This is a genomic window from Pseudomonas sp. BR20, assembly GCF_050780135.1.
Classification (GTDB): Bacteria; Pseudomonadota; Gammaproteobacteria; order Pseudomonadales; family Pseudomonadaceae; genus Aquipseudomonas.
On the sequence record NZ_CP172012.1, the window covers coordinates 2231532 to 2245250 of the forward strand.

The following is a 13719-nucleotide window of genomic DNA, read 5'->3' on the forward strand; positions in this document are numbered from 1 at the left end:
TGGATTAACGGATTGCATATGACTGAACAGCGCCCTATTGCGGTCCTGGGAGGCGGAAGTTTTGGTACCGCCGTGGCTAACCTGCTGGCCGAGAACGGTCATGCGGTGCGCCAGTGGATGCGCGATCCCGAGCAGGCCGAGGCCATTCGTGTACACCGCGAAAACCCGCGTTACCTTAAAGGCATCAAGATTCATCCGGCGGTCGAGCCGGTCACCGACTTGCTGGCCACCCTGACGGACTGCGACCTGTGCTTCGTTGCGCTGCCTTCCAGCGCCTTGCGCTCGGTGCTGGCGCCCCATGCCGAGCGCCTGGCGGGCAAGCTGTTGGTCAGCCTGACCAAGGGCATTGAGGCGCAGACCTTCAAGCTGATGAGCGAAATCCTCGCAGAAATCGCCCCCCAGGCGCGCATTGGCGTGCTGTCCGGGCCGAACCTGGCGCGGGAAGTCGCCGAGCACGCGCTGACCGCCACGGTGATCGCCAGCGAGGATGAGGAACTGTGCGAGCGTGTCCAGGCGGTGCTGCATGGCCGGACCTTCCGCGTATACGCCAGTGGCGACCGTTTTGGCGTGGAACTGGGCGGGGCGCTGAAAAACGTCTACGCGATCATCGCCGGCATGGCGGTGGCCCTGGGCATGGGCGAAAACACCAAGAGCATGTTGATTACCCGTGCCCTGGCGGAAATGACCCGCTTCGCGGTAAACCAGGGCGCCAACCCCATGACCTTCCTGGGCCTGGCCGGCGTGGGCGACTTGATCGTCACCTGTTCGTCGCCGAAAAGCCGCAACTACCAAGTGGGGTTCGCCCTGGGCCAGGGCCTGAGCCTGGAAGACGCGGTGACGCGCCTGGGCGAAGTGGCCGAAGGGGTCAACACCCTCAAGGTGCTCAAGGCCAAGGCCCAGGAAGTCGGCGTGTATATGCCGCTGGTCGCCGGGCTGCACGCCATCCTGTTTGAAGGGCGCACCTTGAATCAGGTCATCGAGTTGCTGATGCGGGCCGAACCCAAAACCGACGTCGACTTTATTTCCACCAGTGGTTTCAACTGAGGAACGCGCCATGAACGATCCGAAAGCAGCCCCCAAGTACGAGTCCATCCTCCTGCGCATCCTGTGGATGCTGGTGTTTGCCCTGGTGTGGCAGGTGGCGCAGTTCCTGCTAGGCGCATTGGTGGTGGTGCAGTTGATCTACCGTCTGGTCTACAGCGCGCCGAATCTGGGCCTGATGAACTTCGGCGACAGCCTCAGCCAGTTTCTTGCCCAGATCGGCCGCTTTGGCAGCTTCCACACTGAACAGAAGCCCTGGCCGTTCGCCGACTGGCCAACCCCGCGCGCTCCCGAGGGCGAAGCCGCCCACAGCGTGCCGCCGGCGCCGCATCCAGCGCGTGATGAGGAACCGAAGCTATGAAGGTGTGGGTCTTGCGTCACGGTGAGGCCGAGGGGCATGCCCGCACGGATGCCGAGCGCAACCTCACCGAGCATGGCCGCGCCGAGGTGTTGCGCAGTGCTGCGCACCTGATCGGCCAGCCGCTCAGCGCGATCATTGCCAGCCCGTACGTACGGGCGCAGCAAACTGCACAGTTGGTGCGGGACTCGCTGGGTTTTGAGCCGGAGATCCGCACGGTGCCTTGGCTCACGCCGGAGGGCAATCCGCTGGAGGTTCTGAACAAGCTCGACAGCGATGACAATGTGCTGCTGGTCAGCCATCAGCCCCTGGTCGGCAGCTTGATCAGCTTTTTGCAGCATGGCCATCAGCGCCAGCCGCAGCCGATGTACACCGCCAGCCTGGCGGAACTGGAGGGCGACTTCCCGCTGGCGGGACTGATGAGCCTGGTCAGCGTGAAGAATCCGTAGGCTATCGTCGGGCCACAAAGGCGCGCGTCCCATGCCCGTCGCTTTTCGTTTGCCGTTACAGGTGTTCTTCGAACGTGAAGCGCGGCACCCGCGCCAAACCTTTCTGGTGCAGCCCGTCGGCGCAGCTGAGGTGCTGACCCTCACCACGCCCGCTGCGCCGCAAAACGGCGCTCAGTTTCAGGCGTGGAGCGAGCGCAGCGAGGCAGTTGTGTGGCAGGATTAGGGCCGTAATAAAACCAATAAGGACAATTCCATGAGCTTGTGGCGCACCCAACCGAATATCGAGCAACTCAATGCCGGCCAGAAAAACACCATCGGTGAACTGCTGGACATCCGTTTTGAAAGCTTCGACGACGAATCCCTCACCGCCAGCATGGTGGTCGACCACCGCACTCACCAGCCCTACGGCCTGCTGCATGGCGGCGCGTCAGTGGTACTGGCCGAGAGCGTCGGCTCCGTGGCGGCTTACTTGTGCATCGACCCGAGCAAGTTCTATTGCGTGGGCCTGGAGGTCAACGCCAACCACCTGCGCGGTGTGCGCAGCGGGCGGGTGACGGCGGTGGCCAAGGCGATCCATATCGGCCGCACCACCCAGGTCTGGGACATCCGCCTGACCACCGATGACGGCAAGTGCAACTGTGTTTCACGGCTGACCATGGCCGTGGTGCCTTTGGGCGAAACCCCTCCGGCGCGATAGGTGTGGCGTGAGTGTCATCATTCCTGGCGGTTACAGTCATTGCTGTGGGGCTTGAGGCTGGTGACAATCAATCTCGGTTTTTGCAGATGGATCCGCTATGTCGCAGCACGTGTTTTTTGCCCACGCCAATGGCTTCCCCTCGGCCACCTACGGCAAGCTGTTTGCCGCCCTGGCCCCGGAGTATGCGGTAGCTCACTTGCCGCAGCACGGTCACGACCCCAGGTTTCCAGTGGACGATAACTGGCAGAACCTGGTGGACGAGTTGATCCATCATCTGGAACAGCAACCGGAGCCTGTGTGGGGTGTGGGCCACTCCCTGGGTGGCGTGCTGCATTTGCACGCGGCCATGCGCTGCCCGCAGCTGTATCGTGGGGTGGTGATGCTCGATTCGCCGGTATTGACCCGCGCCGACCGCTGGGTGATCCGTGCCGCCAAGCGCTTCGGTTTTATCGACCGACTCACGCCGGCCGGACGCACCCTGGGCCGTCGCGAAGAATTCAGCGACCTGGACGCCGCGCGCAGCTACTTCGCCGGCAAGACCCTGTTCCGAGGCTTCGACCCGGAATGCTTCGACGCCTACCTGCAACATGGCCTGTACCAGGCGGGTGATCGCCTGCGCCTGCGCTTCGACCCGGCGACCGAAATCAGTATCTACCGGGGCGTGCCCCACACCAGCCCCGGCCAGGTGCGCCAATTGAAAGTGCCGCTGGCGGTGGTGCGCGGTCGACAGAGTCGTGTGGTGATGCGTCACCACGCCAGCGGTGTCGACCGTCTGCCCATGGGCGAAATGCTCACCATGCCCGGCGGCCATATGTTTCCCCTCGAACGCCCTCAGGACACCGCGACCTTGATCAAGACCTTGTTCGCCCGCTGGCAAGCCCGCGAGCGCAGTTGCGCATGAGTACGCCGGTCGAAGAAGTGCGCCTGAGCCTGCCGCACATCGAGTTGGCGGCCCATCTGTTTGGCCCCGAGGACGGTTTGCCGGTGATCGCCCTGCATGGCTGGCTGGACAATGCCAACAGCTTTGCACGCCTGGCGCCGAAGCTTGCGGGTTTGCGTATCGTGGCGCTGGACATGGCCGGCCATGGGCATTCGGCGCATCGTCCTGCAGGTGCCGGTTATACCTTGTGGGATTACGTCCACGACGTGCTGCACGTCGCCGAGCAACTGGGCTGGAAACGTTTTGCATTACTTGGCCACTCCCTCGGCGCCATCGTTTCCCTGGTGCTGGCCGGCGCTTTGCCGGAACGGGTGACGCACCTGGGTTTAATTGACGGCGTGATCCCGCCCACTGCCAGCGGTGAGAACGCAGCCGAGCGCTTGGGCATGGCCTTGCAGGCCCAATTGAACCTGCAGGATAAGCGCAAACCGGTCTACACCACCTTGGACCGGGCGGTTGAGGCGCGTATGAAAGGTTTGGTTGCCGTGAGCCGTGAAGCCGCAGAACTGCTGGCCCAACGTGGTTTGATGCCGGTGCCGGGCGGCTATACCTGGCGCTCGGACAGTCGCCTGACCCTGGCTTCGCCGATGCGTCTGACCGATGAGCAGGCGATGGCTTTCGTGCGTCGCGTTGGTTGCCCTACGCAGTTGGTGGTCGCCGCCGATGGCATGTTGGCGAAACATCCCGAATTGCTTTCCCAGCTACCCTTTACGGTAACCACGTTGCCAGGTGGCCATCATTTACACCTGAATGATGAGCCCGGTGCGGTCCTTGTTGCAGACTGTTTCAATCGGTTCTTCTCCGCGCCTTGACTTGGGGCGGTCAACTGCCGAGGCTGGGCGGATTGAAAGGGAGTCAACCATGAACCAACTCAACACCGCTGCGACCTCCGATGGCCAGGGCTCACCGATCCGATGAGCCTGCGTAAAGGATGTATACGTGCCCTCGGACTGTGCTGTTTCAGCCCCTTGGTGTTCGCCGCCGATGTGCCGGGAAGCCAGGACCTGCCTGCCGTGGCCCGTCAGGTCGACGCGCAGATCGTCGATTACCGCCCCGCTGAAGAAAAGGAACGCATCTACCCCATGGGGGCGATCCGCAAGATCAGTGGCCAGTTGCGTTACGAGGGCCAGGCCACCGCTCGTGGGCAAACCACAGCGATTACCTATGAACTGCCTGCCGAACACACCTCCAGTGCTGCATTTACGTCGACGCGCGAAGCGTTGCAGGCCAACGGCGCGCAGTTGTTGTTCTGGTGCCAGGCCCGCGACTGCGGGGAAAGCAGCCTGTGGGCCAACGAAGTCTTCGGTAATGCCAAGCTGGTCGGTGCCGATGGCCAGCAGGAATACCTGCTGCTGCGTCTGGCCGCCCCGCAGGAAAATTCCCTGGTGGCCATGTATGGCATCACCCGGGGCAACCGCCGCGCCTATCTGCATGTGGAGCAGCTGGATTCGAGCGCACCGTTGGGCGACTTGTTGCCCACCTCGGCCACCTTGTTGCGCGAGCTGAAAAGCACCGGCGAGCTGGACTTCCCCGCGCTCGGCGGCGACCCTGACGACACCTGGCTGACCCTGATTTCCCGCGGCTTGAACCTCGATGCGACCTTGCGCGTCAGTTTGACCGGCCCGAAAGCCGAAGCCTGGCGCCAGGCCTTGGTCGACAAGGGCGTGCGCGCCGCGCGCCTGGAAACCGGCACCACTGAAACCAAAGGCCTGCATCTGCATCTGATACGCTGACCGTAACAGGGCGAACGGACCCGTGCCGTTCGCCTAAGCTCTCTCCTACAGCCTTCTTCTAGAGATACTCCATGCTCAATAACGATCGCCTGCTGGTGCAAATCCTGCTGCTGGTGCTGTTTGGTGCCAGCTTCTGGGTGATGGCGCCGTTCTGGTCGGCGCTGTTCTGGGGCGCAGTGCTGGCGTTCGCCAGTTGGCCGTTGATGGTGCTGTTGACCCGCTGGCTGGGCGGCCGTGAATCCCTGGCCGCCGGCATCCTGACCTTGGGCTGGATGTTGCTGGTGGCAGTGCCCCTGGTGTGGCTGGGGTTCAACCTGGCGGACCATGTGCGCGATGCCGTCGCGCTGATCAAGGATATTCAGGTCGATGGCTTGCCCGAGGCGCCCACCTGGCTGGGCTCGATCCCATTTATCGGTGAGCGTCTGGTGGCGACCTGGGACAGTATCGATCAGCAAGGCGCGGCGTTGATGGTCAGCATCAAGCCCTACCTGGGGCAGGTCGGTAACTGGTTGCTGGCGCGCAGCGCGCAGATCGGTGGCGGCATCCTCGAGCTGACCCTGAGCCTGGTGTTCGTGTTTTTCTTCTATCGTGATGGCCCACGTTTGGCGATGTTCGTCCATCGCCTGCTGGAGCGTCTGATCGGTGATCGCGCCGGTTACTACATCGAACTGGTGGCGGGCACCGTGCAACGGGTGGTCAACGGCGTGATCGGCACTGCTGCCGCCCAGGCCCTGCTGGCACTGATCGGCTTCCTGATCGCCGGCGTACCGGGCGCGCTGGTGCTGGGGATCGTGACGTTCCTGCTCAGCCTGATCCCGATGGGCCCGCCGCTGGTGTGGATCCCGGCCACGGCCTGGCTGGCGTGGAAAGGCGATTACACCTACGCGGTGTTCCTTGGCGTGTGGGGTACGTTCATCATCAGCGGCGTGGACAACGTGCTCAAGCCCTACCTGATCAGCCGGGGCGGCAATTTGCCGCTGGTGATCGTGTTGCTCGGGGTGTTTGGCGGGTTGATCGCCTTTGGCTTTATCGGCCTGTTTATCGGCCCGACCCTGCTGGCCGTGGCCTACAGCCTGCTGATGGATTGGAGCGCAACCCAGGCCCAGGTTCGGCGCGAAGACAAGCCTCTTTAAGCCCTGGGTAACCACATCACTGCGGTCAAGCCGCCGCCTGGCGTCTCTTCCAGGCTCAGGCGGCCGCCCAGGCGCTCCGCGGCTTCCTTGGAGATGGTCATGCCCAGGCCGACGCCGCCGGAATTGCGGTTACGGGAACCTTCCAGCCGATAGAACGGCTCGAATACCGCCTCGCGCATATCTGCCGCAATCCCCGGCCCATGGTCTATCACGCGGATGATCAGCGCCTCACGGCTGTCCCCCAACTCCACGCGGGCTGTGCCGGCATAACGCAAGGCATTGTCGATCAGGTTGTTGAGGCATGAACGCAAGGCCATCGGTTGCACCAGCAAGGGCACGCAGGTGCCCGAACATTGCACATCGGAACCCTGGTCCTGGGCGTTTTCACTCATTGACTCCACCAGCGCCTGCACATCCAGCCAATGCCGGGTTTCACTGGTGCGCTGTTCGTGGAGGTAGCTCAGGGTGGCGTCGAGCATGCCGATCATGTCGTTCAGGTCCTGGCGCATCTGGCCCTGCAACCGGATGTCTTCAACTTGTTCCAGGCGCAGCTTGAGGCGTGACAGCGGGGTGCGCAGGTCATGGGAGACGGCGCCGAGCATGCGCGCGCGTTGGCTGACCTGCTCGCGAATGCGCCTTTGCATCAGGTTGAAGGTCGAGGCGGCCTGCCGCGCTTCCCACGGGCCGGATTCATCGAGGGGTGGGCTGTCGAGGTCCAGACTCAAGCGTTCCGCCGCTTCACTCAGGCGCTGTATTGGCCGGCTCAGCAGTTTGGCACCGTACCAGGCCGCGATAATCAACGAGACGAATTGAAAGGTCAGGGGCACCACCGGGCCGCCAAACCAGGGGCGTGGGTGCTTATCGCGCATCGGCACCATGGTCCCGTCCGGCTGCTCGATAAATCGCTCAGGAGGGGGTGGGGGCGGTTGGCCGTAGTGGTGAAACCAGAAGAACGCCAGCGCATGGGCCAGCACAATCGCCACCAGCAACACGCCGAACAGCCGACCGAACAGCGTATTGAAGGGGGCGCGCATCAGCCAATATCCCGGGCGTCGAACAGGTAGCCTTCGCCGCGCACGGTCTTGATCAACTGCGGAGCCTTGGGGTCATCCCCGAGTTTTTGCCGCAGGCGTGACACCAACAAGTCGATACTGCGATCAAAGGCTTCAATGGAGCGGCCACGGGCGGCATCGAGCAGCTGCTCACGGCTCAGCACTCGGCGCGGGCGTTCGATAAACACCCACAACAGGCGGAATTCAGCGTTGGACAGCGGCACCACCAAGCCATCGTCGGCCACCAATTGACGCAACACGCTGTTGAGGCGCCAGTTGTCGAAGCGGATATTCGCGCGCTGTTCGGTGCGGTCATCGCGTACCCGGCGCAGGATGGTCTGGATGCGGGCTACCAGTTCACGCGGTTCGAAGGGCTTGGACATGTAGTCGTCGGCCCCCAGCTCCAGGCCGATGATGCGGTCGGTGGGCTCACAGCGGGCGGTGAGCATCAGGATCGGGATGTCCGATTCGGCGCGTAGCCAGCGGCACAGCGTCAGGCCGTCTTCGCCCGGCAGCATCAGGTCGAGTACCACCACATCATAGGTTTCGGCTTGCATGGCCAGGCGCATCGCGGCGCCGTCGGTCACGCCGGTGGCGAGGATATTGAAGCGTGCCAGGTAGTCGATCAGCAACTCGCGGATAGGCACATCGTCGTCGACGATCAGTGCGCGGGTATTCCAGCGCTTGTCATCGGCGATCACTGCGCCTTTTGGCTCTTCGTTCACAGGGACGGAAGGGGTATGCATAGTGCGATCATCTGCCTGGTTATTGCGGTCAGCATAGGCGCCCAGCCCCATGGCTGGTAGTGCTGGTCGGTGAGTCGTGCGGGCGAGACTAGCGACGGGGCGTGTTGTGGGCATGTCGTGAATGTATCAGCCTTGAAATAATTACCCGAAATGCCCGCCTGATGGCGGTCGGTCAGTATTTACCGATCATCGGATCCCGCAACGGCGCTGCTTGCGCTACAATCCGCGCCGATTTCGACTTGCCTGAGAGCCCATTCCAATGTCCGTCTGCCAGACTCCTATCATCGTCGCCCTGGATTACCCCACCCGTGACGCCGCACTGAAGCTGGCTGACCAGTTGGACCCCAAGCTTTGCCGGGTCAAGGTCGGCAAGGAACTGTTCACCAGCTGTGCCGCTGAAATTGTCGGCACCCTGCGTGACAAAGGCTTCGAGGTGTTCCTCGACCTGAAATTCCACGACATCCCCAACACCACCGCCATGGCGGTCAAGGCTGCGGCCGAGATGGGCGTATGGATGGTCAACGTGCACTGCTCCGGCGGCCTGCGCATGATGACCGCCTGCCGCGAAGTACTGGAACAGCGCAGCGGCCCCAAGCCCTTGCTGATCGGTGTGACCGTGCTGACCAGCATGGAGCGCGAAGACCTGGCGGGCGTGGGCCTGGACATCGAGCCTCAGGAACAGGTGCTGCGCCTGGCAGCCCTGGCGCAGAAAGCCGGCCTTGATGGCCTGGTGTGCTCGGCGCTGGAAGCCCAGGCCTTGAAGACCGCCCATCCGTCGTTGCAATTGGTCACTCCGGGGATTCGCCCGGCGGGCAGCGCCCAGGACGACCAGCGCCGCATCCTGACTCCGCGCCAGGCACTGGACGCGGGCTCCGACTACCTGGTGATCGGCCGTCCGATCAGCCAGGCGGCGGATCCGGCCAAGGCGTTGGCAGCGGTAGTCGCCGAGATCGCCTGATCGATGCTCGTTCCCACGCGTGTGGGAACGAGCGGATCTGCCGTGTATCAGCTGACCTTGAGCACCAATTTCCCAAAGTTCTCGCCGTTGAACAGCTTCATCAGTGTCTCCGGGAACGTCTCCAGCCCTTCGACAATATCCTCCTTGCTCTTGAGCTTGCCCTGGGCCATCCAGCCGGCCATTTCCTGCCCGGCGGCGGCAAAGTTCGCCGCGTGATCCATCACCACAAAGCCTTCCATTCGTGCGCGGTTGACCAGCAGTGACAGGTAGTTGGCCGGACCTTTCACCGCTTCCTTGTTGTTGTACTGGCTGATGGCCCCGCAAATCACCACGCGGGCTTTCAACGCCAGCCGGCTGAGCACCGCGTCAAGAATGTCGCCGCCGACGTTATCGAAATACACATCCACGCCTTTAGGGCACTCGCGCTTGAGGGCGGCGGGCACGTCTTCGTTCTTGTAGTCGATGGCGGCGTCGAAGCCCAGTTCATCCACCAGGAACTTGCACTTGTCGGCACCGCCGGCAATGCCGACCACGCGGCAGCCTTTGAGCTTGGCGATCTGCCCGGCAATGCTGCCCACGGCACCGGCCGCGCCGGAGATCACCACGGTTTCACCGGCCTTGGGCGCGCCGGTGTCCAGCAGCGCGAAGTAGGCGGTCATGCCGGTCATGCCCAGTGCAGAAAGGTAGCGGGGCAGGGGTGCCAGCTTGGGGTCGACCTTGTAGAAGCCGCGCGGCTCGCCCAGGAAGTAATCCTGCACGCCCAGGGCGCCATTCACGTAGTCCCCGACTGCGAATTTCGGGTTGTTCGAGGCAATCACCTTGCCCACACCCAGTGCGCGCATTACCTCGCCGAGGCCTACGGGCGGAATGTAGGATTTGCCTTCATTCATCCAGCCACGCATGGCTGGGTCAAGGGACAGGTATTCGTTGTGCACCAGCACCTGCCCGTCCTCGGGCGTGCCCACCGGCACTACCTGGTAAGTGAAGGTTTCCCGCGTGGCCGCGCCGACCGGGCGTTTGGCGAGCAGGAATTGGCGGTTGGTCTGGGCGGTCATGGCAAGGACTCTTTAGAAGTGAAGCCTGATTGATAGACCTTGAACGGCCCCGGGGCAAGGTCAGCCGAGGGCGCGAATGCTCACCGATAGGTGCCATTGATAGCGAACCCGGTTGCCTTATCACTATGACTCATACGGCGCTAACCGGCCTTCTGATAGTGCTGACATGTCCGTCTCGGCGGTGGCTAGACTCGCGCTACAGTCATTAATCCCAATAGGACATCTTCCATGAGCATGACGTTTTCCGGTCAGGTCGCCCTGGTGACCGGCGCAGCCGCCGGTATTGGTCGCGCCACTGCGCTGGCGTTCGCCGCCGAAGGTTTGAAGGTCGTGGTCGCCGATCTCGACGTCGCAGGCGGTGAGGGTACGGTCGGGCTGATCCACCAGGCCGGTGGCGAGGCGCTGTTCGTGCGCTGTAACGTCACCCAGGAGGCGGAGGTGCAGCAGTTGATGGCACAGACCATCAGTGCCTATGGTCGCCTGGACTATGCCTTCAATAACGCCGGCATCGAGATCGAGAAGGGCAAGCTGGCGGACGGCAGCCTGGATGAGTTCGACGCGATCATGGGCGTCAACGTCAAGGGGGTGTGGTTGTGCATGAAGTACCAGTTGCCGCTGCTGCTGGCCCAGGGCGGTGGGGCCATCGTCAACACCGCGTCGGTGGCGGGGTTGGGCGCGGCGCCGAAGATGAGTATCTATGCGGCCTCCAAGCACGCGGTGATCGGCCTGACCAAGTCCGCAGCCATCGAGTACGCGAAGAAGAAAATCCGCGTCAATGCCGTCTGCCCGGCGGTGATCGATACCGATATGTTCCGGCGCGCCTATGAAGCCGACCCCCGCAAGGCGGAATTCGCCGCCGCCATGCACCCGGTCGGGCGTATCGGCAAGGTGGAGGAAATCGCCAGCGCAGTGCTGTACCTGTGCAGCGACGCAGCGGCGTTCACCACCGGCCACGCCTTGGCCGTGGACGGTGGTGCGACGGCTATCTAGGACCTTTGGCCGCCCCCTTGTTCGAAAACGTCTGGGGGGGGCGTGGGGCTTTTCCAAAGCTGGCAAAACGCCGTGACCGAATATGTGTCATTAGGTAAATAACTCAATAAAATCAATACTTTAATAAAATTATGCGACCGGTAATTCGCTGCTTCTGTGCTTAACTCTCCGGGTTGATAACAGACAGTTGAAGTGAGTGGCTCATGGATTTAGGGATCGATCGACAAGCCCTTGTACCGGTAGTGCAGCAAATCGTCAGTGCAGTGGCGCAATGGATTCGCAAGGACGGGGTGAGCCCCGGAACGCGCTTGCCGTCCGTCCGTCAGTTGGCCCTGGATAATCTGCTCAGCCAATCCAGCGTGATCGAAGCATTCGAAAGGATGGTCGCCCAAGGGGTGCTGGCGCCCCGGCAGGGTTCGGGATTTGTGGTGGCCCAGCCTGCGGTCTGCCACGAAGGTAATTGGTATGAGGGGGCGGAGCGCGAGTGGGGCGCCTTTGCCGACAATCCGTTGGGAGAGTTGAAGCTGGGCTGCGGCTGGTTGCCCGATGCCTGGCGCGAAAGCGATGACATCAGTTACGCGATTCGTGAAGTCACCCGCACCGACACCGCCGGCCTGTTCAACTACAGCACCTCTCTGGGGTTGCCCGCACTGCGCGAGCAACTGCTCAAGCGCCTGACTCAGATTCACATCGCCACCAGCCTGGACCGCATCCTTACAACTGCAGGTGCCAGCCATGCCCTGGACCTGCTGATACGTACGCTACTCAAGGCCGGCGACAGCGTGGTGGTCGAAACCCCCGGGTATGCCAACCTCTATCGGCAACTGGCGTTCCAGGGCGTGCAACTGCTGGAAGTACCGCGTACCCGAGGCGGCCCCGACCTCCCGGCGCTTGAAGCGCTGCTACAGCACCATCATCCCAAGTGCCTGTTCATCCACAGCCTTTATCACAATCCCACCGGCACCAGCCTGTGCCGGGTGGTGGCCGAGCGTTTGCTGGAATTGGCGCACCGCGAAAACTTCCTGATCATTGAGGAAGACGTCTACGGCGATCTGCAACATGCCGGTTGCACGCGGCTTTCGGCATTGCCCCATGATGATCGGGTGATCTACGTCGCGAGTTTTTCCAAGACCCTGAGCAGCGCCTTGCGTGTGGGCTACCTCTGCGCCAGTAGCGCAATCATCACGCAACTGGCCAGCCTCAAGACCTTGACCGGTTTCGGCACCTCCCGGTTTGCTGAAGCGGTGGTCGCCACGTTGCTGGCCAATGGTACGTATCGCAAGTGGGTGCAGCGCCTGCGCAAGCGGTTGAGTAGTGAAATGGCCGTGACCCTGCAAGTGCTGGAGGACGAAGAGTGGGAGGTGTTCGCCGTACCCACCGGCGGTATGTTCCTGTGGGCACGCCCGGGGGCGGCGCAGCCTTCGCGGTTGCAGGCGTGCGCCCGGAAGTTGGGGGTGTTGTTGTCGCCTGGGGCGTTGTTCAGTCCAACCGGCAGTCACAGTGAGTGGCTACGCCTCAATGTCGCCTATGCTACTGATCAACGTGCCTTGGCGTTGTTCCGTGCGATGGGGCCCGCCAGATCGACCTCGACCATTCTGAAAACGACGAGCGTGTAGCTTTTTGCCATTATTGTGGCGCCAGTGCCTTGTGCTCGGTGCCTTTTGGTTGCGAATCTCGTCGCTTGTCCATCGGACTTGATGGCGTCCGCCATTGCAAGAGGATTCAAGTGCAATGATTTCAGGCGTGCAACGACGTTTCGCCAACCTCGGTATGGCGAAAAAACTGGGCTTGGGCTTTACCCTGGTGCTGCTGCTGACGGCGTTGGTCGCAGCTATCGGCGTGTGGTCCCTGCAAACCGTTGGTCAGCGTTTCGAAGGCCTCAAGGCCATGTCATCGCTCAACAGCGGCTTGCTCAAGGTGCGCCTGATCGAACAGGAGTACGCGCTGCACGCCGACCCCAAGGCCGTCGACGCCCTGCATGAAAATCTCGATGCCCTGGCGGTCCAGGCGGCCAGTCTCAAGGCCCGGTCTGCGGCGAATGTTTCGGTGATGGCCGAGGTCGAGCAGGCCCTTGCCGCTTACCGTAAGGCGTTCGATGAATTTGTCGAGCTGACACAGACCAAGGATCTGGCGCTGGAAATGGCCAGTTGGTCGGTGTCCAGCGTGGCGAATAACCTGGATGTATTGCAGTCCGGGCTGTCGGACGACGGGGCCTATGGTCTCAAGGAAAGCCAAGGTAAGGAGGGTGCCGAGTTTATCGAGCAGGCAGGCCAGATCAGTCAGGTTTCACGTTTGATGTTGCAGGCCATGAACGAAGCTCATGTGCGCCTGGACCAGAGCCGCAGGGTGGATGCAGACGACGCCGAGCAAGGCAAGATCGAGCAGGCCGACCAGGCCCTGGCCCAGGTCGAGCAACTGAAAACTTCAGTCAAGGACCCTGGTTATCAGACGGTGCTCAACGAAGTTTCCGGGCATATCGCCGCGTTCAGCGAGAAACTGGGGGAATACACCGGCCTGCTGGCCCAGGAAAAAGTCGTCTACAAACAACTGCATGATCGTGCTGACCA

The 13719-nt window shown here is 62.3% G+C and carries 15 protein-coding genes; 12 read left to right on the forward strand and 3 right to left on the reverse strand.

Annotated features, from left to right (window positions below; all coding sequences use genetic code 11):
* The first annotated feature begins 18 nt into the window (after nt 1-18).
* From ACHPFG_RS10185 to ACHPFG_RS10225, 9 genes are all read left to right on the forward strand, one after another.
* Entirely contained in the window at nt 19-1044 is a 1026-nt protein-coding gene (locus ACHPFG_RS10185) for an NAD(P)H-dependent glycerol-3-phosphate dehydrogenase (RefSeq protein ID WP_131699453.1), read from the forward strand.
* 10 nt (nt 1045-1054) lie between these two features.
* On the forward strand, nt 1055-1402 hold the full coding sequence (locus tag ACHPFG_RS10190; RefSeq protein WP_131699452.1) for a DUF4389 domain-containing protein: 348 nt from the start codon (nt 1055-1057) through the stop codon (nt 1400-1402).
* The gene (sixA, locus tag ACHPFG_RS10195; RefSeq protein ID WP_431702282.1) at nt 1399-1848 is read left to right on the forward strand and encodes a phosphohistidine phosphatase SixA; all 450 of its coding nucleotides are present in this window, start codon (nt 1399-1401) and stop codon (nt 1846-1848) included. Before ACHPFG_RS10190 ends, sixA begins: the two co-directional genes overlap by 4 nt.
* Nucleotides 1849-1879: 31 nt before the next feature.
* Nucleotides 1880-2071, forward strand: a complete 192-nt coding sequence (locus ACHPFG_RS10200) for a hypothetical protein (RefSeq protein ID WP_431703547.1) — start codon at nt 1880-1882, stop codon at nt 2069-2071.
* 30 nt (nt 2072-2101) lie between these two features.
* Nucleotides 2102-2545, forward strand: a complete 444-nt coding sequence (locus ACHPFG_RS10205; protein WP_027607077.1) for a hotdog fold thioesterase — start codon at nt 2102-2104, stop codon at nt 2543-2545.
* Nucleotides 2546-2642: 97 nt separating this feature from the next.
* The gene (locus ACHPFG_RS10210; protein ID WP_131699449.1) at nt 2643-3446 is read left to right on the forward strand and encodes an alpha/beta fold hydrolase; all 804 of its coding nucleotides are present in this window, start codon (nt 2643-2645) and stop codon (nt 3444-3446) included.
* Complete coding sequence (locus tag ACHPFG_RS10215) at nt 3443-4297, forward strand: alpha/beta hydrolase (RefSeq protein ID WP_340054043.1); 855 nt, start codon at nt 3443-3445, stop codon at nt 4295-4297. The genes ACHPFG_RS10210 and ACHPFG_RS10215 overlap by 4 nt, the downstream gene beginning before the upstream one ends.
* A 102-nt stretch (nt 4298-4399) precedes the next feature.
* Nucleotides 4400-5218, forward strand: a complete 819-nt coding sequence (locus tag ACHPFG_RS10220; protein ID WP_431702283.1) for a DUF4892 domain-containing protein — start codon at nt 4400-4402, stop codon at nt 5216-5218.
* Nucleotides 5219-5289: 71 nt separating this feature from the next.
* Complete coding sequence (locus ACHPFG_RS10225; RefSeq protein WP_431702284.1) at nt 5290-6351, forward strand: AI-2E family transporter; 1062 nt, start codon at nt 5290-5292, stop codon at nt 6349-6351.
* Here the strand turns inward: ACHPFG_RS10225 and ACHPFG_RS10230 are convergent.
* Nucleotides 6348-7385, reverse strand: a complete 1038-nt coding sequence (locus ACHPFG_RS10230) for a sensor histidine kinase (RefSeq protein ID WP_431702285.1) — start codon at nt 7383-7385, stop codon at nt 6348-6350. The two genes, ACHPFG_RS10225 and ACHPFG_RS10230, sit on opposite strands and share 4 nt — an antisense overlap.
* Complete coding sequence (locus ACHPFG_RS10235; protein WP_431702287.1) at nt 7385-8149, reverse strand: response regulator; 765 nt, start codon at nt 8147-8149, stop codon at nt 7385-7387. The genes ACHPFG_RS10230 and ACHPFG_RS10235 overlap by 1 nt, the downstream gene beginning before the upstream one ends.
* 259 nt (nt 8150-8408) lie before the next feature.
* Between ACHPFG_RS10235 and pyrF the strand changes: the two genes are divergently transcribed.
* The gene (pyrF, locus tag ACHPFG_RS10240) at nt 8409-9107 is read left to right on the forward strand and encodes an orotidine-5'-phosphate decarboxylase (RefSeq protein ID WP_131699443.1); all 699 of its coding nucleotides are present in this window, start codon (nt 8409-8411) and stop codon (nt 9105-9107) included.
* A 47-nt stretch (nt 9108-9154) separates the two neighbouring features.
* Here pyrF and ACHPFG_RS10245 read toward each other — a convergent pair whose 3' ends face one another.
* Nucleotides 9155-10162 (reverse strand): NADP-dependent oxidoreductase, encoded by a 1008-nt coding sequence (locus ACHPFG_RS10245; protein WP_131699442.1) that lies wholly within the window; start codon nt 10160-10162, stop codon nt 9155-9157.
* 228 nt (nt 10163-10390) lie between these two features.
* On the opposite strand from ACHPFG_RS10245, the gene ACHPFG_RS10250 reads away from it, so the two are divergent.
* Together ACHPFG_RS10250 and ACHPFG_RS10255 are read left to right on the forward strand one after the other, a co-directional pair.
* Nucleotides 10391-11152 carry an SDR family oxidoreductase gene (locus tag ACHPFG_RS10250; RefSeq protein WP_431702288.1) on the forward strand — a complete coding sequence of 254 codons (762 nt, stop codon included), beginning with the start codon at nt 10391-10393 and terminating at the stop codon, nt 11150-11152.
* 203 nt (nt 11153-11355) lie between these two features.
* Entirely contained in the window at nt 11356-12768 is a 1413-nt protein-coding gene (locus ACHPFG_RS10255) for a PLP-dependent aminotransferase family protein (protein WP_431702289.1), read from the forward strand.
* The last annotated feature ends 951 nt before the right edge of the window (nt 12769-13719 follow it).